At 48.9% G+C, this 20,335-nt stretch carries 17 protein-coding genes; 11 read left to right on the top strand and 6 right to left on the bottom strand.

All coding sequences use genetic code 11. From position 1 onward, the window contains the following. Positions 1 to 11: 11 nt before the first annotated feature. The 4 genes from CWI84_RS01860 to CWI84_RS01845 all read left to right on the top strand — a co-directional run bounded on the left by CWI84_RS01860 (position 12) and on the right by CWI84_RS01845 (position 4,093). A complete protein-coding gene (locus tag CWI84_RS01860) occupies positions 12 to 374 on the top strand; it encodes a DMT family protein (protein ID WP_126840869.1) in 363 nt (120 codons plus the stop codon). Between the two features lie 15 nt (positions 375 to 389). Further along, entirely contained in the window at positions 390 to 1,313 is a 924-nt protein-coding gene (locus CWI84_RS01855) for a M14 family metallopeptidase (protein ID WP_126840868.1), read from the top strand. 128 nt (positions 1,314 to 1,441) lie between these two features. After that, positions 1,442 to 2,890 carry a GGDEF domain-containing protein gene (locus CWI84_RS01850; RefSeq protein ID WP_126840867.1) on the top strand — a complete coding sequence of 483 codons (1,449 nt, stop codon included), beginning with the start codon at positions 1,442 to 1,444 and terminating at the stop codon, positions 2,888 to 2,890. Positions 2,891 to 2,899: 9 nt separating this feature from the next. Next, the gene (locus tag CWI84_RS01845; RefSeq protein WP_126840866.1) at positions 2,900 to 4,093 is read left to right on the top strand and encodes an EAL domain-containing protein; all 1,194 of its coding nucleotides are present in this window, start codon (positions 2,900 to 2,902) and stop codon (positions 4,091 to 4,093) included. A gap of 11 nt (positions 4,094 to 4,104) precedes the next feature. On the opposite strand, the gene CWI84_RS01840 is transcribed toward CWI84_RS01845, so the two are convergent. Next, on the bottom strand, positions 4,105 to 5,442 hold the full coding sequence (locus CWI84_RS01840) for a DASH family cryptochrome (protein WP_126840914.1): 1,338 nt from the start codon (positions 5,440 to 5,442) through the stop codon (positions 4,105 to 4,107). A 116-nt stretch (positions 5,443 to 5,558) separates the two neighbouring features. Between CWI84_RS01840 and CWI84_RS01835 the strand changes: the two genes are divergently transcribed. Next, positions 5,559 to 6,023, top strand: coding sequence for a DUF3429 domain-containing protein (locus CWI84_RS01835; protein ID WP_126840865.1), 465 nt, complete (start codon positions 5,559 to 5,561; stop codon positions 6,021 to 6,023). Here CWI84_RS01835 and CWI84_RS01830 read toward each other — a convergent pair. Together CWI84_RS01830 and CWI84_RS01825 are read right to left on the bottom strand one after the other, a co-directional pair. After that, complete coding sequence (locus CWI84_RS01830) at positions 5,992 to 6,609, bottom strand: CPBP family intramembrane glutamic endopeptidase (RefSeq protein WP_126840864.1); 618 nt, start codon at positions 6,607 to 6,609, stop codon at positions 5,992 to 5,994. The two genes, CWI84_RS01835 and CWI84_RS01830, sit on opposite strands and share 32 nt — an antisense overlap. Further along, positions 6,596 to 9,388: a M16 family metallopeptidase gene (locus CWI84_RS01825; RefSeq protein WP_126840863.1), complete on the bottom strand. Its 2,793-nt coding sequence runs from the start codon at positions 9,386 to 9,388 to the stop codon at positions 6,596 to 6,598. Before CWI84_RS01825 ends, CWI84_RS01830 begins: the two co-directional genes overlap by 14 nt. A gap of 175 nt (positions 9,389 to 9,563) precedes the next feature. Between CWI84_RS01825 and udk the strand changes: the two genes are divergently transcribed. Together udk and CWI84_RS01815 are read left to right on the top strand one after the other, a co-directional pair. Next, entirely contained in the window at positions 9,564 to 10,202 is a 639-nt protein-coding gene (gene udk / locus CWI84_RS01820) for a uridine kinase (protein ID WP_198674466.1), read from the top strand. A 17-nt stretch (positions 10,203 to 10,219) separates the two neighbouring features. Next, positions 10,220 to 11,428 carry a NupC/NupG family nucleoside CNT transporter gene (locus CWI84_RS01815; RefSeq protein WP_126840861.1) on the top strand — a complete coding sequence of 403 codons (1,209 nt, stop codon included), beginning with the start codon at positions 10,220 to 10,222 and terminating at the stop codon, positions 11,426 to 11,428. 16 nt (positions 11,429 to 11,444) lie between these two features. On the opposite strand, the gene tesB is transcribed toward CWI84_RS01815, so the two are convergent. Beyond that, positions 11,445 to 12,308 carry an acyl-CoA thioesterase II gene (gene tesB, locus CWI84_RS01810; RefSeq protein WP_126840860.1) on the bottom strand — a complete coding sequence of 288 codons (864 nt, stop codon included), beginning with the start codon at positions 12,306 to 12,308 and terminating at the stop codon, positions 11,445 to 11,447. A gap of 141 nt (positions 12,309 to 12,449) precedes the next feature. Between tesB and CWI84_RS01805 the strand changes: the two genes are divergently transcribed. Beyond that, positions 12,450 to 13,178 carry a glycosyltransferase family 25 protein gene (locus CWI84_RS01805; RefSeq protein WP_126840859.1) on the top strand — a complete coding sequence of 243 codons (729 nt, stop codon included), beginning with the start codon at positions 12,450 to 12,452 and terminating at the stop codon, positions 13,176 to 13,178. Between the two features lie 153 nt (positions 13,179 to 13,331). Next, entirely contained in the window at positions 13,332 to 16,019 is a 2,688-nt protein-coding gene (acnA, locus tag CWI84_RS01800; RefSeq protein WP_126840858.1) for an aconitate hydratase AcnA, read from the top strand. Between the two features lie 883 nt (positions 16,020 to 16,902). Here acnA and CWI84_RS01795 read toward each other — a convergent pair. Beyond that, positions 16,903 to 17,610, bottom strand: coding sequence for an SDR family NAD(P)-dependent oxidoreductase (locus CWI84_RS01795; protein ID WP_126840857.1), 708 nt, complete (start codon positions 17,608 to 17,610; stop codon positions 16,903 to 16,905). Further along, on the bottom strand, positions 17,607 to 17,996 hold the full coding sequence (locus CWI84_RS01790) for a 2-amino-4-hydroxy-6-hydroxymethyldihydropteridine diphosphokinase (protein WP_241968699.1): 390 nt from the start codon (positions 17,994 to 17,996) through the stop codon (positions 17,607 to 17,609). The genes CWI84_RS01795 and CWI84_RS01790 overlap by 4 nt, the downstream gene beginning before the upstream one ends. Positions 17,997 to 18,379: 383 nt before the next feature. Between CWI84_RS01790 and CWI84_RS01785 the strand changes: the two genes are divergently transcribed. Together CWI84_RS01785 and CWI84_RS01780 are read left to right on the top strand one after the other, a co-directional pair. After that, positions 18,380 to 18,799: a hypothetical protein gene (locus CWI84_RS01785; protein WP_126840856.1), complete on the top strand. Its 420-nt coding sequence runs from the start codon at positions 18,380 to 18,382 to the stop codon at positions 18,797 to 18,799. Then, positions 18,796 to 20,232 (top strand): sodium:solute symporter family protein, encoded by a 1,437-nt coding sequence (locus tag CWI84_RS01780; protein WP_126840855.1) that lies wholly within the window; start codon positions 18,796 to 18,798, stop codon positions 20,230 to 20,232. Before CWI84_RS01785 ends, CWI84_RS01780 begins: the two co-directional genes overlap by 4 nt. Positions 20,233 to 20,335: the final 103 nt, after the last annotated feature.

Genomic DNA, 20,335 nt, shown 5'->3' with positions numbered 1-20,335 from the left:
GGGAGCGTTAAATGGGCGCGATGATACAGTGTGCCGTATTACTGTTGATTGGTAATGTGTTCATGACTTTTGCATGGTATGCACATTTGAAAGAGCTCAGCCATAAACCTTGGATAATGGCAGCTATTCTTAGTTGGGGAATTGCACTATTCGAGTATCTGTTTCAAGTGCCCGCGAACCGTATCGGTTATACGGTAATGAATTTAGGTCAATTGAAAATATTACAGGAAGTTATTACGCTCACGGTATTTGTGCCTTTCGCTCTATTTTATATGAAAGAGCCTTTTAGGATGGATTTTGTTTGGGCAGGATTGTGTATTTTAGCTGCCGTATTTTTTATATTTCGCCCACAAATCATACAAATGCTTCAATAATTGTAGGAAGATTTTATGACACAACAAACGATTTATCATATTGGTACGTTAAACCAACCTTGGGGTGAGGAAGAAAAATCTCAGTGGTTCTCAGAACAAACCATCAAGCGTTCATATTTTGATGATGTGGTAACGCAAATTGAGCGGCTGAGAGGGCGATATACGGTCGAAAAATATGGCGTATTAGATTACCTACATAATAGTTATCCACTGTTTGCGGTGCGTAGCAACGATTGGCAAGCCAGCAAGCCTACCGTATTAGTGACTGGCGGCGTTCATGGTTATGAGACCAGTGGCGTGCATGGCGCGTTGCGAGTGGTCGATGAGTTATTCGAGCGTTATCAAGAGCATTTTAATTTAGTCGTGGCTCCCTGTATTAGTCCTTGGGGCTACGAAACCATCAACCGTTGGAATCCTGATGCTATCGATCCAAACCGTAACTTTGTCGCCGACAGTCCGAGTGGAGAAGCAAAAGCGCTAATTGATTATGTTACCTCATTAGAACTGGGATTGCTGGCGCATATTGATTTACACGAAACCACCGATACCGATAATAGCGAATTTCGTCCAGCCAAGGCTGCGCGAGATGGCGAAGTGAATACCAATTGGAATATCCCCGACGGCTTTTATTTGGTAGCTAACTCAGCTAATGAACAACCTGAGTTTCAGCGCGCGGTACTCGAAGAAGTGGCAAAAGTGACCCATATTGCAGACGCCGATGATGATGGAAACTTGATTGGCGAAACCTTAACCCAACATGGTGTGATTGCTCTGCCAACTGAGCAACTCGGGCTTTGCATTGGTTTTTCCAAAGCAAAATATTCAACCACCACAGAAGTCTATCCTGACAGTTCGCGGACAACCCCCGACGAGTGCAACCAAGCGCAAGTGGCGGCAGTGCGTGGGGCGTTAGAGTTCTTGTTAAAGCAAGCAAAATAGCGGATGGTTGCGCGGCCTCATGGTCGCGCTGTTACTTAACAAAATAATCACAAAAATAGCTTGTGTTATAGGCGTTCGCCATCGTACCCTTGTGATCGACTTACAATTATCATAATAATAATACGTCAATGACGAATAGTTACCGTTCTGACGCAAACGCTCAGTCCAATGTCATACAACTAACCTTTGTTCAGCCGCTGATACTTTTTATTGGTTGGTTGCTGCTATGGCGCATCTCAATCGTTCTGGAATACGCTCCTCATGCCAGTATTTGGTTCCCGCCAGCCGGTTTGACCTTGGCTGCCTTTTGGGTGCTAGGGTTACGCGCGGTGGTGCCGATAGGTGCTGCTGCAGTTGTCGCCACCTTTTGGATTGATGGTCTGTACCAACTTGAAACACCCGCTCCCGATGTGCTCTATACCGGCTTGCTTTTTGCTGCCGCGCATATAACACCTTACGCGTTTGGTGCCTGGTTTTTGCGTCGCTCGGAACAGAATCAACGCTTGCAAGGCTCGTTGATCATGGTGTTCTTGCTTGTTGCAGCGTTAGCTTCACTGTTGGTTTCCTACCTTGGCACCTATGCCATGACCGCCGAGCAGATGTTGGAACAAGAGACGTTGTGGCAGAGCTGGTTACCGTGGTGGATTGGCGATATGGCGGGTATAGTTGTGTTAACGCCATTATTCGTGAGCATACTCGAAGCATGGCTGTTACCGGCGCAAGAGCGACGCCTGAATATTCGCTTGTCCTGGCATGCCCTAGCGCAGCCGCGCTGGCTCGCCAAGTTGGCGATATTGCTACTTGGTTTGGCCTTGTGTATTACCCTGATTGTGCAAACGAATCGGCTAGAAGCCGCATTTACCATATTCTTTTTAGTACTCCCAGTGATGTGGATTACATACACGGAAGTGCCAGTGATCACGGCAATTTGTTTAGCCGTTTTCAGTACCGTTCTAGCGCTGACTATGGCACTATTCGATTTAATGGATTACGCTCTGGTGGCGCAGTTTGCGGTTACTATAAGCGCCTCTACAGCGTGGTTTGGGTTGGCCATTCCGGTATTGAATGAGGTGAATACCAATCTCTCTGAGAAAGTTGCAAAAGATGGATTAACCCATGTATTTTCCCGCGAGCACTTCTTGACCCAAGCGACAGTGGCGAGGGGGACAGCGGCGAGAGCGGGAAAGCCCACCAGCTTGGTTCTATTTGATCTCGACAACTTTAAAGCCATTAACGACGAATGGGGGCATTTGGCCGGTGACCAAGCGCTGATCCAAGTGACGCAGCTGGTTGCTGATAATTTACGCGACGAAGACTTACTCGGGCGCTTTGGCGGTGATGAATTTATGTTATTGTTACCGAAGTGTTCGTTAGACTTAGCGGTAGAAACCGCCGAACGTCTTCGCCGTTGTATTGGCGAGACTTTTCTTAAGGGAACGACGCATGAATTCTCTGCTAGCTTTGGCGTGGTTCAGGTCGACCCGAATGAACATATATTGGCGGCGATGGATAGAGCAGACAAAGCGCTGCTAGATGCGAAACGCCGTGGACGTAACCAGGTTTTTTATGAGCGGTAGCTGGTGGTAATGGGATTACTGAAAAATATACCCGACAAAAAAGCGCTGCTAAAGCGTTTGCAGCAATCACCACAGAAATGCGTGGGAGTGGTCGATATTCGTCAATTTCGGACGATTACTAATTTCTATGGTGTTGAGTTTGGTGACGCATTACTACATGCCTTCAGTGACGTTGCAACCGACTACTTTAAACGCCAACAATGCGAGCTATTTCACTTATACGGAGATAAGTTCGCGGTGGTCAGCCTTAATGCGATACCTGCCCCGCTGTTTGAACGCAAAATGCTGCGCTTTTACGATCACGCAACAGCCACGCCACTGCTAGTGAACCACGTTGATATTGCACTTGAGTTGGCGATGGGAATGGGCGTGGGTTCTCAGCATACCTTAGCGTTGGCAGAAAGTGCCTTAGAGAAAGCTAAGCAGCAATATACCAGCCACCGCGTGCAAACCATGACTGAGCGCGAGTTCAGAGCCTTGACGCCGCGCCGTTGGATGGAATTTATCCAGCGAGGCTTTGACGAACGTTGCATCAAAAATTACTATCAAAAAATTGAACGTTATGATGCGTCACTTACCTACTATGAAGCGTTGGTTCGGCTAGATTTAGGCAATACAATTCTAACCCCAGACCAATTTTTGCCGCATGCCAAAACCACCCGCTATTATGCCCAAATTACCCGTAAAGTGGTGGGGCAGGCAATCACCGATTCGGTTGCACATAATATTAAAATTTCAGTCAACCTTTGCGCCGAAGACGTCAGCAACCCAGAAACGGTGGCGTTCATTCTTCAGGGCTTGGCGCATCACCCAACGGCTCGTTTAATCTTTGAAATCAGTGAAACTGAGTCGGTTCGTGATACCGATAAAATGCACGAATTCATGAAGGCGGTAAGAGCTGCTGGGGGGGAAATTGCGATTGATGACTTCGGTGTGGGATTCTCTAACTTCACACGTTTAATCGACCTAAGCCCCAATTATTTAAAAATTGACGGCAGCATTGTACAAAAAGTAATGAAAAGTGCGGCTTGTGCGGCGATCTTTATGGGAATTTTTGATATTTGCTCAGAACTCCGCATTCCAATCGTTGCTGAGTATGTCGACTCGCCTGAGCTGTCTTTGCACTTACAGCAACTTGAGATTGATTTCCAACAAGGTTTTTATCATGGCCAACCGGCGCCGCTGGAACAGGTCATCGCCTAATTCGGCACTGACTATTGGATCGGCCAGTCAGCCGCATCGTTGATATCCAAGGCCTGATCGTGGGCGTTGCCTTGCCAGCGTTGAATAAATGCGTGATCTGGGTCGTACATTTGGGTTTGTTTGACTAGATCAAAGTGGCGATGACCGCGAGGGTCTGCACCGACACCCGCTAAATATTGCCAATTTCCCCAGTTTGAGCTGACATCATAGTCCACCAGCTGTTGCTCAAAATAGGCGGCGCCATAGCGCCAATCTATGGCTAATTCATGGACTAAACAACTTGCCACCAGTTGCCGAGCCCGATTAGATAGATAGCCGGTCTGCCGAAGCTGACGCATACTGGCATTAACAATAGGGTATGGAGTGTTTCCAGAACACCACTTGGCGAAGCGTTGAGGGTAAAATGAGGTGCGTGGAGGCTGTGCCTTTATTCCTGAAAATTGAAATAACTTAGTGCCATGAGCCACGGCGTACCAATAAAAATATTCACGCCAGAGCAATTCGAAGTATATCCAGTTGGTTGATTTATTTGCCCCAAACCGAGCTTCGTGACGGCGTAATTCGGCGACAACTTGGCGTGCTGATAACGAGCCGTTGGCCAGCCATGCAGAGAAGTACGTTGACCCTTGTGGATCATCAAAATGATTACGCGTTTGCTGGTAACTCTGCGGTAACTGACTGCTGAAATAGCGTTTGAGTTTTTGTAACGCTGGTTGTTCGCCACCATGAAACAGCTCTGACGATGTATCAGCGGCTACTGGCAACCGTTGAGTTGAGGTCTTCAAGGGAGTCGCTGGCAGGGTTTCAATCGCTTCAAGCGGTTGCGGCGGCTGTTGTTGATCTAACTTTCTGCGAAACTTGCTAAAGGTGTCTGGCCAGTTTTGCAGATCGCAGGGTAGTTGTTGCTCGCTAAACAGCGAGGTTGTTGTGTACTCGGCAAAATGCAAAAACGGATAACGCCGTTGAAGTTTTTGCCAGCGCTGGTTGTGATAGTAATCTTGGCTATGGCTGCGGAAAACAGCATCGACGTTATATTTTGCCAACAGTTCACTAATATCGTTAAGCGGTTGCCCTTGTAATACAAGAAGCTGCTGGCCATACGCTGCAAGTTGTTCGGCTAAGGCATTAACGGATTCGGCGATGAACGTTTGTCGAAGCGCACTGATTTGGGTTAATCCGTAGCGAGAGGTGTTAAAGCCGCTATTATCTATGGTTACAACACAGAGTAACTGCTCGCATTGTTTGCACGCTTGCGCAAGCGCTGGGTGGTCGTGTAAGCGTAAGTCGTTGTGAAACCAAAATAAGCCGGTACGAAACTGAGCCAAACTATCACCTATACCTTTCAACATACTGATGCTGTTTGCTACGTTAGCCGTAGCTTGATAGACCATAGCCTGGATCAGTTATTGAACAAAATTGTGGTTATCTTCGTTACACTAAGTAACGGAACCAGTAAGGAGACGCTATGACATCTTATAAGAATCGTTGGATTATGGGGCTAGGAGCCGCCGGCTTGATCCCGTTTATCGGATTAGCGCTGTGCCAATTAATGGATACCACCGTATTCAATTTAGCGATGCCTTACGCTTTTGTGACCTATGGCGCGATCATCCTGAGCTTCTTAAGCGGGACGTTATGGGGGCGGGCGTTACATTACGCTGACCAAGAGCAGACACAGGTACTGATTGTACTGAGCAACGTGTTCAGTTTAGCGGCGTGGTTGAGTTTATTGTTAGACAGCATGATTATTGGCTTGTGGATACAGATTGTTGGTTATCTTGCGGTCTTATTTTTCGAGAAGCGCTTAATTCCAGGCAGCATCATGAGCGATCAAGCCAGTTACTATCCGCTGCGCTTAGTGTTGACGATTGCCGTTGTGGTTTGCGAACTGTTCGTGGTTATTGATTTGCAGTTTCCTGGAACCCTTTAATGTCTAGGCCTAACTTTTCCGGAAAGTAGCGTAGGGCGAATAGGGCAAGTAAGTCGTAGCAAAAATGCCAACTAACGACTAAGGCAATGCTTTGCCAATAGGCGTAGGCGCTGCCGAGTGCCAAGCCGATCACAAAGGTGGTGGCGACGTATGTCCACGACATACAATGCAGCAGAGCAAACAGTAGGGCGATTGCCAGTACCCCAAGCAGGGTGCCGAACCACTCTACGCTCCAGTATTGCAACGCAACCCGAAACAACAACTCCTCACTCACACCTGCCGCCAAAGCCAATGCCGTCAACCGCAGCGCATTGAACTCGGCAACAATTGGATAAACGAATTGGACCTGCTGTTGTAACGGCTTTGCCAACCATTTAGGCCCGTTGAGACCAACAATAATTAGTAAAAAACTCAGTCCAGCAAACGCTACGCCTAAGCATAGGGCGTTAAGATTACCAATAACGGGAATGGGGACAGGGGTATCGAACCAGTAGATGGTCACCACCGCAATGGCGGCTAAAATCAGTTGCCCGGCGAGCAGGTCGCCGGGCTTTATTGAGGACGAAGAGGGTTTAGTCGATCTCATCAGGGTCTACGACGGTGACTTCACCAATCCCGGCAGCTCGAATCTGTTGTTCGATTTTGTCGAGATCGCCGATAATCACCCAGGTTAAACTATCAGGATGAAGCACCGTGTTTGCGGCTTGTTGTACATCTTCGAGCGGAATGCTTTCAATCCGTTGCGCTTCATTTTCTAAATAACTCATGTCTTTGTTATTCGATAGTGCTTGGCGAATTGCGCTCAACAAGCTCGCTTTATCCTCATACGCGCCTGGTAACTTGGCCACTTCGTTGGCTTTCACTTTAGCCAGCTCCTCAGCGGTTGCGGGTTTTGCCCCAACGTACTGGTGCAATTCCTGATAAATCTCTTGGGTGGATTCCTTGGCTTTATCCGCTTGAACCGGAGCAAACGCCAGCCACATTCCAGGCCCTTCATAACCCGATAACCACATTGAGTACGCACCGTATGACCAGTGTTTATCTTCACGCAGGTTCATATTTAAGCGAGCAGAGAATGCGCCCCCCATGATGGTATTCATAACATCAATTGTGGTGGCATTGTCGGTCGCTTTCGACGGCGCTATCTGCCCGGCAATAATTGTCGCCTGAGGCGATCCAGGTTGGTCAATCAGGTAGACGTGCGCCTGCTTTTGCGCCGGGACAGAGGCAATATCCCGACTTGGGATTGCAACTGCGGGCGCCTGCCATTGGCCAAGAGATTTCTCCAACAGTGGTTTCAGTGTTGTTACGTCGGTATCACCAACCACCACTAAACGCGCGTTATCTGGGCGGATCCAGTGTTTAAGATGCTGTTCAATATCTTGCTTAGTTAATTTCTTAATTGATGCTAGCGTTCCCGAGCCTGTTAGCGGTTGCCCGTAAGGGTGATTATTGCCGAATAGCAACTGTGGCAATAACCGAATAGCTTGCGAGCGAGGTTGCGCCTTTTCTTTGCGGATGCTTTCTAACCAAAGCGAGCGAACGCGTTCGATATCTTCATCTCGCAATCCCGGTTGAGTCAACACTTGATCTAACAGCTCTAGTGTTTCTGGCAGGTTAACGGTTAATGCACTGACATTAATGCGGGACTCATCCAAACTATCAGAGGTCGATAACTGACTACCTAAGCGATCTAACTTGGCCGCAAATTCACTGGATGATAACTGTTTTGTACCTTCTTCTAACATTTGCAGGGTAAAGCTTGCGGTACCGAGTGGGGCTCCTGATAGTGGATCTGCCGCGTAACCTGCTTTAAAGTTCATGGTCATTTCTACCGTTGGTGTATCGTGGCGCTCTGCCAAATACACTGGTAAACCATTAGAGAGCGTGAAACTTTGTAGTTTCGGCAAGTCTAATTTTGGTAACTTGCCGACTTCCGGCAGCTTACTGCGGTCGACGCTTGTTTCATGTGTCTCATAGTTTGGTTGTGGTTTCACTTGGAGTACAAATGCACCATCGCTTAACCACTGTTTGGCAGCGGCGGTCACTGCAGCCGGCGTGGCGTTTTGCAGCCACTCAAGACGCTGCTGATAAAAGCCAGGGTTATCTTGGTATACCTCACCCGAAGCAAGAATATCTGATTTACCTCCGAAGCCGCCAATAGTCTCTGCGCGGCGAACAAAGCTGGCAGTGTCAGCAAATTTTAAGCGCTGTAATTCCTCAACGCTTGGGCCTTCTGCTATTAACTTAGCTTTTTCTTGATCAATGATGGCTTCTATTTTATCGAGCGATACGCCTTGTTTGGCGTCAGCAATAATAAAAAACTGACCCGCGAGGTCACGGTTATATTGCATTACGTTAACTGAACTCACCAACTGCTCTTGCTCGACCAAACGTTTGTATAAGCGGGAGTTTTTACCATTACCCAGAATATCAGCGAACATTCCGAGTAGCACCGCATCTTGCTGCTCGGAAGCAGCGGTGTTCCAAACTTTATAAAGTCTCGCGGCCGGCACGTTATCTTCCATCACCGCACGTTTTTCGCCGCTACGTTTTGCTACCCAATGGCGTAATTTTTTTAGAGGCTTGCCTGCCGGTATATCGCCGAAATACTTTTGCGCCTTGGCTTTTGCGGTTTCCACATCAATGTCACCGGCCATCACTAAGACCGCGTTAGCCGCGCCGTAATAGTCGCTAAACCATTGTTTTACATCATCTAAAGAGGCCGCGTTGAGATCGTCCATTGAGCCAATGACCGGCCAAGAGTATGGGTGTTCGCTGGGGAACGTATTCTTTGCAATATAGCCAAAAACTCGGCCATATGGCTGAGCTTCCCCTTGACGCTTCTCGTTTTGCACCACACCGCGTTGTTCATCGAGTTTGCTTTGTGTAATTGCGCCGACCAAATGTCCCATCCGGTCAGACTCCATCCACAGCGCCATATCAAGCGCTGGAGTTGGAACGTTTTCAAAATAGTTAGTGCGATCGTTGTTAGTGGTGCCATTCATTTCCGTAGCACCGGCTTTCTCAAACGGTCCAAAATACTCGTCGTCGTAATTTTCCGAGCCATTGAACATCAGGTGCTCAAACAGGTGAGCAAACCCTGTTTTACCAGGCTTCTCGTCTTTGGAGCCGACTTTGTACCAAACATTAACGGCAACAATTGGGGTTTTATGATCTTCGTGTACGATCACCGTCAAGCCATTATCCAGGGTAAATTTCTGATACGGAATTTTCACTGAAGGATAATTGATTGTCGCTTGTTGGCTTGTGGTGGCCTCGGCGTCAGTGGTTAACTGGCAACCGGATAGCGTCGCCATGGCGGCAGTAATTGCCACGGCGGTGAGTGTTTTACGAAAGATCATTTCACGGTCCTTGGTGTCTAACAATATCGAAAGCCCCACTATACGCGTTCATTATTAACAATCTAGCCAAGAAGATGTTACAAAAGTTGTAAGTACGCATCAGAGAATGCACAAGCCTTTTAATTGCGGACGGAATCAAGGATAATTACGCCTTCGAAATCACAATAACAAAAGTATGCGCGTGGGAAAAACAACGGTCATCGCCATCGCAGGGGCGTCTGCGTCGGGCAAAAGCTTATTTGCCTCCACAGTTTACCAACAGCTCGTTGAGGAATTTGGAACGGACGGTATCGCGATTTTAGCAGAGGATGCTTACTATCGTGACCAGAGTCATATGACGTTGGAGCAAAGAACCTTCACCAACTATGACCATCCTAGTGCCTTCGAGCATGATCTCCTGGCTCAACACATCGAACAGCTTAGAGCAGGTCAAGCTATCGACATGCCGCAATACAGCTATAAAGTCCACACTCGTATGGATGAAACCCTCCGTGTGAAGCCAGCGAAAGTGATCATGGTCGAAGGCATTTTGTTGCTCAGTGACGAACAACTTCGTAATGCGTTCGATATTTCGGTATTCATGGATACCCCGCTGGATATCTGTTTGCTACGGCGGATGAAGCGTGATTTAGAAGAGCGGGGCCGGACCTTGTCTTCAATAACAGAACAGTACGAACAATATGTACGTCCGGCATTTTTCGATTTTATCTATCCCTCCAAGCAGTACGCTGACCTGGTCGTCACGCGTGGCGGACAAAACGAAATCGCCATCGATATTATTAAAACAAAAATACGTCAGTTGTTGGCGGAATAACCTTTGGTTCTTATTTTATGAATAGTTTACTCGGCATTGCCGTTATTTTAGTTATTGCCTATTTGTGTTCGACCAATCGGCGTGCGATTAATTGGCGCACCGTCGGCGGTGCGTTGGCCATTCAATTCGGCCTTGCTGGGTTTGTGTTATATGTGCCAGTCGGTCGAGAAATGTTGTTTAGCTTTGCTAACGGCGTGTCGACCGTTATCGGTTATACCTCAGCGGGCATCAAATTTATGTTCGGCGAACTTGCGAGTCCGGACTTTGGGTTTGTGTTTGCCATTCAAGTGATGAGCGTTATCGTGTTCTTCTCGTCGTTGATTGCGGTGTTGTATTACCTAGGCATTATGCGTTGGGTGATTCGCATTTTGGGCGGTAGCTTAGAACGCATTCTTCGTACCTCGCGGCCAGAATCGATGTCGGCCGCCGCCAACATCTTCGTTGGACAAACCGAGGCGCCAATGATGGTTCGGCCGTTTATCGGCACAATGACGCGCTCTGAGCTGTTTGCTGTGATGGTTGGCGGTATGGCGTCAGTGTCTGGCTCGGTGCTGGCTGGCTACGCTGGTGTGGGTGTCGAATTGAAATATCTGATTGCGGCAAGTTTCATGGCGGCTCCAGCAGGTTTGCTGATGGCCAAAATGATGATTCCGGAAAGCGAAAAGCCCCGCAACGACTTGGATGAAGTAGAGGTAGATGAAAGCAGTGTTAACCTTATCGACGCGGCTGCCTCAGGCGCTTCTGCCGGTTTACAATTGGCACTAAATGTGGGCGCCATGCTACTCGCTTTTGTCGCTTTAATTGCCTTGATCAATGGCTTGTTTGGTTGGGTTGGCGGTTGGTTTGGTTACCCCGACTTAACCCTGCAAGAACTGTTCGGCTATGTGTTCCAACCGGTAGCGTATATTTTAGGCGTAAGTTGGGATGAAGCGCAGATTGCTGGGAGCTTTATTGGGCAAAAGTTGGTGATTAATGAGTTCGTCGCCTACTTAGATTTTGTTAATTACAAAGATCAGCTTAGTGGTCAAGCGCAGGTGATTATTACCTTCGTATTGTGTGGCTTTGCCAACTTCTCTTCCATTGCCATCTTGTTGGGTGGCTTGGGCGGTATGGCACCTAGTCGTCGCCATGATATTGCGCGGCTGGGAATGCGCGCGCTTTTAGCGGCTACCCTTGCCAATATGATGAGTGCAGCAATCGCTGGCTTTTTCTACTCCATCAGTTAAGTTGATTAGCGACCGCTTAGCTTGAGCGGTCGCGCATTACCCCTTCCTGAATGGTCGAGGCCACTAATTCACCCTTACGATTAAAGAATTGTCCTCGAACTAATCCCTTAGCCGCTGAAGCACTGGGGCTATCAATTGAATACAGTAACCATTCGTCAACGCGGAAGTCGCGATGGAACCACATTGCATGGTCAATGGTTGCCACTTGCATATTCGGTTGTGCAAAGCTGACACCATGTGGCTGCAGCGCCGTGGGTAAAAAGTTGAAATCGGACGCATAGGCCAGAAGGTATTTGTGTATCCGCGGGTCGTCCGGCATTTCACCATTGGCTTTAAACCAGACATAACGCTGTGGTTCTGACTTTTCCGGTTTAAATGGGTTGTAAGGAGTGACAAAACGCATTTCTATGGGCTTCTCAGAAATGAATTTATTGCGAATCTTCTCCGGAATCCAATCGGCGTGTTCACGATAAATGTCTAAATCCGACACTAATCCCTCAGGGCCTGGAACATCAGGCATCGCTTGTTGATGCTCGAAGCCCTGTTCATCAATTTGGAACGAGGCGGTCATATAAAAAATCGGTTTGCCGTGCTGTACCGCTTTAATTCTGCGGGCAGAAAAACTCTTCCCGTCGCGAATCACTTCCACGTCATAGACGATAGGCTTGCTAGCGTCGCCAGGGCGAAGAAAATAGCTATGAAACGAATGACACTTTCGGTCTGCAGGGAGCGTCTCCTTTGCCGCGGAGAGCGCTTGGCCGATCACTTGACCGCCAAATACGGCACCAAAGCCCAAGTCTTGGCTCTGTCCGCGATAGATACCTTGCTCGATCGTTTCTAGGCGTAACAGGTTAAGTAAGTCTGAAAGTACGCTGCTCATAACGGCTCCTTGTACGGATTTTTGGCTAAGTTTACCGAAAAGCTGTGTAAAAGAAACGTAAAGCCGTGTCGAGAGAGGGAACTTACACCCAGCCACGCCGCTCTGTGGAGGTATGAACGATAACACTAACAACGGGTATTTATGCGCTATCAATATTTCGTGATCAATCGTGAGCGTGATAAAACGCGGCTTGAGCAGTTAAAAAATCAGTTCAACAAATCGGGCAAAGCCTTCACTCGCGTGGATGCAGTCGATCCTCACCAAATCACCGATGGCGATTATCAACGCTGGGTGGATGTCGAGCGCAATCGGCGTGACTATCATCATGACCTCTCTAGCTTGCAACTGGCGCAATATATTAATCACCGACGCAGTTGGGAGATGATCGTCGAGTCTGGGGTTGATTACGGCGTGGTGTTAGAAGACGACGTCATTCTAACGGACAGCTTCCGAGTGTTGGCGAATTACATCGAAGCCATCGATGTGCCGTGGAACATGATCAAGCTCGCGGAACCCTTCCGTCCGGAGCGAAAACGTCAGCATCATCGGTTTGGTGCGGTCACCGTAGTGCGCTACGAACGAGTACCACGTGGCTGCTGTGCCTACGCTATTAAAGCGGACGCGGCGCGAGAACTGCTCGAACGCAGCGAAAAAATCTTCCGCCCAGTGGATATTGATATGCAATGGTGGTGGGAGTTTGGGTTAAATGTGATTGGCCTTAAACCTTATCCTGTGCAACTGAGTCACCGCTTAGGTCGCGACCCAGCCTATGCTTGGACGCCTCCACAACGGCAACAGAGGGCCACCGTCAAATGGTGGCAAAATGCCAAGTTTTGGTGGCTCAACCGACAACACCCACAGTCCAACTAAGCACAGAAAAATGATCTGTTTGGCGTAAATCGTACTACTATTTAGAAATATCTGAAAAAAGCAGCAGTTGTGGGCGTTGGACTAGCATCACCTGCTGATCTATGTTTTTATAAATTACCTATTTCTTAAGCGCTTAGCGAACAGGAGAGTACGATGTCAGGCATTGATAAGTCAGGCAAAGATAGTCTGAAAACGTTAAGCACGCTGGATGTCAATGGAGAGACTTTCCATTACTACAGCCTGCCTAAAGCTGCTGACAAACTTGGCGATATTTCCAAGTTGCCAGTGTCTATGAAAGTGTTGTTAGAAAACCTGCTGCGAAACGAAGACGGGGACACCGTCACCGAAGATGACCTAAAAGCCATGGCGGCTTGGTTGAAAAACCGTTCATCAGACCGTGAAATTCAATATCGCCCAGCACGGGTGTTGATGCAGGACTTTACCGGCGTTCCAGGCATCGTTGACTTAGCGGCGATGCGCGATGCTGTGAGTAAAGCGGGGCAAGACCCAGAACTGATTAATCCATTGTCGCAAGTCGACTTGGTGATTGACCACTCGGTCATGGTTGATAAGTTTGCGTCCGAAGATGCCTTTAAAGAAAACGTGCGCATCGAAATGGAGCGCAACAAAGAACGCTACGAATTCTTGCGCTGGGGCCAAAAAGCCTTTGAAAACTTCCGCGTGGTACCACCAGGTACCGGCATTTGCCACCAAGTTAACTTGGAATATTTAGCCAAGTCTGTTTGGACCAAAGAAAAAGACGGTAAGACCTTCGCGCTGCCGGATACTTTGGTTGGTACCGACTCCCATACTACGATGATCAATGGCCTCGGTGTACTTGGTTGGGGTGTTGGTGGTATCGAAGCCGAAGCCGCAATGCTCGGACAACCGGTATCGATGCTGATCCCTGAAGTGGTCGGCTTCCGCTTAAAAGGTAAGCTACCAGAGGGTGTTACAGCCACCGACTTAGTACTTACGGTTACGCAGATGCTGCGCGAGCAGGGCGTAGTGGGTAAGTTCGTTGAATTCTATGGTCCAGGCTTAGATAACTTGCCGTTAGCAGACCGTGCAACGATTTCTAATATGGCGCCAGAATACGGTGCAACCTGTGGCTTCTTCCCAGTTGACCAAGAAACGCTCAATTACATGCGCCTTTCAGGTCGTGATGAGGAAACCATTGCACTAGTTGAAGCTTATACCAAAGCGCAAGGTATGTGGCGTGATAGCAAACAAGAGCCGGTATTTACCGACTCTTTAGAGCTTGACCTTGGCGATGTGACGGCATCGTTAGCCGGTCCTAAGCGCCCGCAAGACCGCGTTAATATGGAACAATTGGGTGCGAATTTCGACCTTATTTTAGAAACCTCAGGTAAGGCCAACGAAAAAGATAAATCGGTTCCCGTGGATGGCGAGGATTACGAGCTATCGCATGGTGATGTGGTGATTGCCGCAATCACCTCGTGTACCAACACCTCTAACCCAAGCGTACTAATGGCGGCAGGTTTAGTGGCGAAGAAAGCCGTCGAAAAGGGCCTAATGCGGAAACCTTGGGTAAAATCGTCATTGGCACCGGGTTCTAAGGTGGTGACCGACTACTTGGCGAAAGCTGGATTTACTCCATATTTGAATAAACTCGGTTTTAACCTCGTCGGTTACGGCTGTACCACCTGTATTGGTAACTCAGGTCCATTGCCAGACCACATCAGCAAGGCCATTAACGAAGGCGATCTAACCGTATCGTCGGTACTTTCTGGTAACCGTAACTTTGAAGGCCGAGTGCACCCCGATGTGAAAGCCAACTGGCTGGCGTCACCACCACTGGTTGTGGCATATGCCCTAGCTGGAACGACTCGCACGGACTTACAAAAAGATCCACTGGGTAAAGATAAAGATGGTAACGATGTCTTCTTGAAAGACATTTGGCCGAGCAGCCAAGAGATTGCCAATGCAGTGCGTGCTGTCGATGGTGATATGTTCCGCAAAGAATATGGTGAAGTCTTTAAAGGTGATGAAGAATGGCGTGCCATCAAAGTTGCTGAAGGCAACACCTACGATTGGCAGGACGATTCTACCTATGTGAAGAATCCACCATTCTTTGAAGGTATTGATAAGCCGTTGGCAGCGCCAAGTGACATCAAAGACGCGCGGGTACTGGCAGTGTTCGGTGACTCAATCACCACCGACCATATTTCACCAGCGGGTTCAATTAAACCCGATTCGCCAGCGGGTAAATACCTGCAAGAAAATGGTGTTGCCGTTAAAGACTTCAACTCCTATGGCTCACGCCGTGGTAACCATGAAGTCATGATGCGCGGAACCTTTGCCAACATTCGTATCAAAAACCAGATGCTTGATGATGTAGAAGGGGGTTACACCAAATATATTCCATCGGGCGAACAAATGGCGATTTACGATGCGGCAATGAAGTATATCGAAAACGGAACGCCGCTAGTCGTTCTAGCCGGTAAAGAATACGGTACAGGCTCAAGCCGCGACTGGGCCGCCAAAGGCACAACCTTGTTGGGCGTGAAAGCGGTTATTGCCGAAAGTTTCGAACGTATTCACCGTTCCAATTTAGTTGGCATGGGTGTACTACCGCTACAATTTGCTGACGGCCAAGGCGTTGAAGCACATGGCTTAACGGGCGACGAAGAAATCTCGATTAAAGGTATCAATGAAGACCTTAAACCGGGACAAACGCTGAAAGTCGAAGCCAAAAAAGCCGACGGCGAAACCGTTGAATTCGATGTGAAATGCCGCATCGATACCGGTAACGAAATGCAGTACTACCGCAACGGCGGCATCTTGCATTACGTACTGCGCCAAATGCTGGCAGCCTAATCCCAGCGAACCGACAAAAGCCCGCTTCACCGCGGGCTTTTTTGTGTCTGCTGGCTTTGATGTTGCCAGTTCTTTACTGCGGCTTATGGTCTGGCTCGCGGCATCGTCAGGGTTGGGGGGGAGGCTCGGGATTGCTTGTTCTCTACCACGGCGATTAGCTTGGGCGCGTCGGCATCGTGAGGGGCTGGAGGGCGCTTGGTGTGTAGGCGCTCAGAGGGTCATTGCACGGCACCCCGCCGGTTCACGAAGCTGGGGAAAAAGCCGCTCAAGCTCATCCATGAGGCGCTTAGTCTCCGGCCGTCCATGGCCGGAGATACTTTTTCCCCAGCTTCGCGCCCCAACGTTGTGCGTTAAATGTGGGAGAAGTCGCGCCTACACCCCAAGCTAAGGGCTACGGAGAAGCGATGCCGATGCAACACCGAGCGCGCCGTGATAGAGAACAACCAACCCCAAGCAGACTGTCCGAAGCTAGTGGATAACGGCTAATAGATAAAGGCTGGTACTTCTTTACTGCGGCTTTCCGCGATGGTGGGCGGCATCGCTTCTCCGCACCTATTTGGCTCGGGGTGTGGGCGCGTTTTCCTCGATATTGATGGGCGTGTCGTTGGGGCGCGGGGGCTCCGGTAAAAAGCATCTCTGGCCAGGGAGGGCCAGAGACTGAGCGGCCATGGATGGCTCGAGCGTCTTTTTACCGGAGACACCGTGAACCGACGGGACGCTGAGCACTCACCACCCCAGCGTCCACACCCCGAGCCTTCCCCCAACCCTAACGATGCCGCGAGCCTTTGCCTAAGGCCGCGGTAAAGAATTGACCCCTCACGATGCCGACGCGCCGGAGCTAGACGCCGTGGTAGAGAACAACCAATCTCAAGCCGATTGTGGGCTAGATTTTGAGGGCTCGGCCGCCGTCTACTTTGATCGATTCGCCGGTCAGAAAGCGGTTATCGCGGAAGAACTTTACGGTTTCGATCATGGGCTCTAGCCCGCCTTCGACGGTTAGTGGTGTTTCGCTTAGCACGCTGCGGCGATATTCGTCTTGGTGTTCGGGGAGAAACAGTATGGGGCCTGGTTGGATCGCATTCACGCGGATCTCAGGCGCTAATACTTTGGCGAACGATAGCGTCATGTTGGCTAATGCGGCTTTAGCACTGCAGTAGGCGATGTAGTCTACTGATGGTCTTTCTACATAGATATCAGTGATGTTTATTACTAAACCGTCTTCTGCGGCTGCCAAGGCCAATTGTAGGCCGGTAATCAGTCGGTATGGGGCGATTGCATGTACTTGGTAAACGGCATCTAATTTGTCGTCATCGTCATCGATAGTGTCATTATTAAAGAAGCAGGAGGCGTTATTGACCAATATATCAAGGCTTTCAATGGACTGTTGCAGTTGCTTCACCATTGCGGCTATTTCTGCGTTGTTGGAAAAGTCTGCTTGAATAGGGATTGCGCCGCGCTTTTCTAATTCTTCGACACCGCCTTTTGAGGTGTTGTAATGCGCGTAAACGGTATAGCCTTCATCGAGTAAGGCATGAGCAAGCTCATAGCCGAAACGGCGTCCTGCTCCGGTAATCAGCGCTGTACGGCTCATGAAGTCACTCCTTGCGGTGGCATTAGATCTGCGGTTAATGAATGCAAATAGTCAGGAACGTCGGGAAAGGCGGCTTCTGACGTAATAATTCCGAGTATATCGATATCAATGGGACGGTCTTTTTGGCTAGACAGTGGGTCACTGCGGTCGCGACCCATTAGTATCTCAATTTGGTTAAAACTTTGCTTCAATGCGGCTTCTGGTAGGGCGCTTTCAATAATAAATAGCGCATTCAGAAACTGTTTCGAGGTATCAATATCTACCGGTTGGGTTTGAATGGCCCGCGAGTAACGAATGCTGCTACTCAAGCTTGCCAGCCGCTGTTTCACTTCCCGGAAGTGCTTTTCTGGTTGAATATTTGAGCCTAGGCTACATAAGTACCGCATAATGTGCTGCAAAGTCCTTGGTGGTTTGAATCTATTTTAGTACGTACAAATGCGTAGAACGGTTTGCCACTAAAACGTCATTGAGTTGTCTTATAACTGTCATTTTTTGGCGCTAGATTAGTCACCGTTAAATTACAGGATTGTCACTCCCTGGACAACGATACCCTGTGTTTGGAGCAGCTTCGGCTGCTCTTTTTTTCGCCGTGTTGTGGCGAGTGTTCGCTCAGGCCGTGAAGTTGCAAATGTAAAGTACCCCTGTTAGCCTGAATTTTCGGCAACATTGCGAAGCAACAAGCGAGAGCCTAGTCATCAATAGTTTTGTCAGCAGTGACAACAATTGGTTTAATGCCGTTAGCCGCCATCTCGGATGGATTGCGCTGACCGTGCTTGTGTTTGCCTTTAGTTCTTCCGTGCAGGCGCAGCAGTTACAACTCGACGTGCCGACAGCCCCAGTCAACGAAGGCTATTTTACCGTTTCGGTGAGCGGTATGGATAATACGTCGGGGCTCTTTATTGAAGTCGCCAACGATCCGCAATTTACCCAAAATTACCAAAAAATTCCCGCCTTAGGCGATTTTACGCAATTGTCGCTGTCCGGTTTTGACGATGGAACCTATTACTTGCGCGCTATGGCAGACGGTCAGCATAGCGCGGTGCAAACGGTAACAGTTGAGCATTATCCGTTGTGGCAGGCATTGAGCTTATTCGCTGCTGGGGCGGCATTGTTTGCACTGTTGGTGGTGAGTTTATTGTTGCTGCACCGCAATGCCTACCGATCCCCGAATAATGGAGCGCAGCAATGACCGAGTTTGCATTGGACACGTCGTTGGCATTGTGGATTATCGCTGGTTTTGGACTGGCGTGGGTAGTTTTTGGTTGGTGGTTAGGCCGCCGTAACGAGAACCACGAGGACTTTGCGCTGGCCGGCCGCAACGTCGGCTTTGCGTTCGCTACGGCTACTGCGATGGCGACTTGGGTAACCAGTAATACCACCTTAGTTGCCCCGCAATTGACTTATCAGTTTGGGCTCTGGGGCATGGTAGGCTATTCCTTTGCCGCGCTGGGACTGATTCTGTTCGCACCTATGGCTAAGCGAATTAAACAGCTACTTCCCAATGGCTACACGTCGGGTGACTTTATTCGCCTCCGTTACGGTCAATTTGCCTGGGCTGTGTTTATCATTATTTCTATCGTCTATGCGTTTGGTTGGCTAGTCAGCTTGGGTATGGCTGGCGGCATACTGTTGGAGTCTTTGAGTGGCCTCGATTACCACTTGGGCATGTCAGCAATTTTGTTGATTTGCGTGCTTTATACACTGTTTGGTGGGCTGCGCGCGGTTATTGCGACTGACTTTATTCAAGCGCTGATCATCATTGTTGGCGTTGTGCTAGTGGCATTTTGGTTGATGGATAACGTTGGCCTCGACACCATTCATCAGCACCTGACCGACGACCATCCGAAGCTGCTCGATGTGCTGTTTCCCGCTTCGCTAATGTTTCTGTTTAACAATATTTTTTTTGGCTTAGGCGAAATATTTCACTCTAATGTTTGGTGGTCACGGGCGTTGGCGTTCCATCGCAATGTTGCTTATAAGGCCTACTTAACCGGTGGGCTATTGTGGCTACCGATTCCGATTGTGACGGGTTTTATTGCATTGGCAGCTCCGCAGTTGGGTATTTTCCCACCCAGTGCGGATATGGTCGGTCCCGCGGTGGCGGCCGCAGTGTTAGGTAAAGTGGGAGCGGTCGTGGTGTTTATTGTGGTGTTCTCGGCGTTAGCGTCGAGTTTGGATAGTTTGTTAGCCGCCAGTGCCGATTTGTTGACCCAAGATATATACCACAAGCGTATTAACAAAAGCGCCTCGGATGCACAGTTAATGCGGGTTAATCGCTGGATGATCTTAGCCCTGGGAATTATGACATGGCTGTTTTGTTTACCGCGTATCGCTACCCTCGGGGCCTTATTAAATTTTGCTGGGGCATTTGTTGCCAGCACTATCTGGCCTATTGTTTTGGGGCTTTATCAACGCCGCTTAACGGGTGTATATGCCGGGTTAGCGATGGCAGTGGGAACCTTAACGGGATTAATTGGCTATTTTACTATCGGCTTCTATGTCGCGGCATTGCTGTCCTGTGCGGTATCGGGCCTGATTTGCGCTGTCGGTCTGCTATATACCAAGCCGACGTTTGACTGGCAGCAATTAGATGAAGGGGGCACTAGCGATGCTCATCAGTGAGTCGGTGTTTACCGCACTAATTATTTGCGCCACGTTGATCTCATGCGCGACGCCCGTGTTATTACTAGCGTGGTTCATTAAAGATTTGATAACAAAAAAATTA

The sequence above is a fragment of the Idiomarina tyrosinivorans genome (genome assembly GCF_003987475.1).
Lineage (GTDB): Bacteria > Pseudomonadota > Gammaproteobacteria > Enterobacterales > Alteromonadaceae > Idiomarina > Idiomarina tyrosinivorans.
Note: the sequence above shows the minus strand (reverse complement) of the source record. Positions and strands in the feature narration are given on the sequence as shown.

What these genes read in the sequence shown, in the direction of transcription:
- CWI84_RS01860 (WP_126840869.1), top strand. Translation starts at nt 12, where the DNA reads ATGGGCGCGATGATACAGTGTGCCGTATTACTGTTGATTGGTAATGTG.
- CWI84_RS01855 (WP_126840868.1), top strand. Translation starts at nt 390, where the DNA reads ATGACACAACAAACGATTTATCATATTGGTACGTTAAACCAACCTTGG.
- CWI84_RS01850 (WP_126840867.1), top strand. Translation starts at nt 1,442, where the DNA reads ATGACGAATAGTTACCGTTCTGACGCAAACGCTCAGTCCAATGTCATA.
- CWI84_RS01845 (WP_126840866.1), top strand. Translation starts at nt 2,900, where the DNA reads ATGGGATTACTGAAAAATATACCCGACAAAAAAGCGCTGCTAAAGCGT.
- CWI84_RS01840 (WP_126840914.1), bottom strand. Translation starts at nt 5,442, where the DNA reads ATGTTGAAAGGTATAGGTGATAGTTTGGCTCAGTTTCGTACCGGCTTA.
- CWI84_RS01835 (WP_126840865.1), top strand. Translation starts at nt 5,559, where the DNA reads ATGACATCTTATAAGAATCGTTGGATTATGGGGCTAGGAGCCGCCGGC.
- CWI84_RS01830 (WP_126840864.1), bottom strand. Translation starts at nt 6,609, where the DNA reads ATGAGATCGACTAAACCCTCTTCGTCCTCAATAAAGCCCGGCGACCTG.
- CWI84_RS01825 (WP_126840863.1), bottom strand. Translation starts at nt 9,388, where the DNA reads ATGATCTTTCGTAAAACACTCACCGCCGTGGCAATTACTGCCGCCATG.
- udk (WP_198674466.1), top strand. Translation starts at nt 9,564, where the DNA reads ATGCGCGTGGGAAAAACAACGGTCATCGCCATCGCAGGGGCGTCTGCG.
- CWI84_RS01815 (WP_126840861.1), top strand. Translation starts at nt 10,220, where the DNA reads ATGAATAGTTTACTCGGCATTGCCGTTATTTTAGTTATTGCCTATTTG.
- tesB (WP_126840860.1), bottom strand. Translation starts at nt 12,308, where the DNA reads ATGAGCAGCGTACTTTCAGACTTACTTAACCTGTTACGCCTAGAAACG.
- CWI84_RS01805 (WP_126840859.1), top strand. Translation starts at nt 12,450, where the DNA reads ATGCGCTATCAATATTTCGTGATCAATCGTGAGCGTGATAAAACGCGG.
- acnA (WP_126840858.1), top strand. Translation starts at nt 13,332, where the DNA reads ATGTCAGGCATTGATAAGTCAGGCAAAGATAGTCTGAAAACGTTAAGC.
- CWI84_RS01795 (WP_126840857.1), bottom strand. Translation starts at nt 17,610, where the DNA reads ATGAGCCGTACAGCGCTGATTACCGGAGCAGGACGCCGTTTCGGCTAT.
- CWI84_RS01790 (WP_241968699.1), bottom strand. Translation starts at nt 17,996, where the DNA reads ATGCGGTACTTATGTAGCCTAGGCTCAAATATTCAACCAGAAAAGCAC.
- CWI84_RS01780 (WP_126840855.1), top strand. Translation starts at nt 18,796, where the DNA reads ATGACCGAGTTTGCATTGGACACGTCGTTGGCATTGTGGATTATCGCT.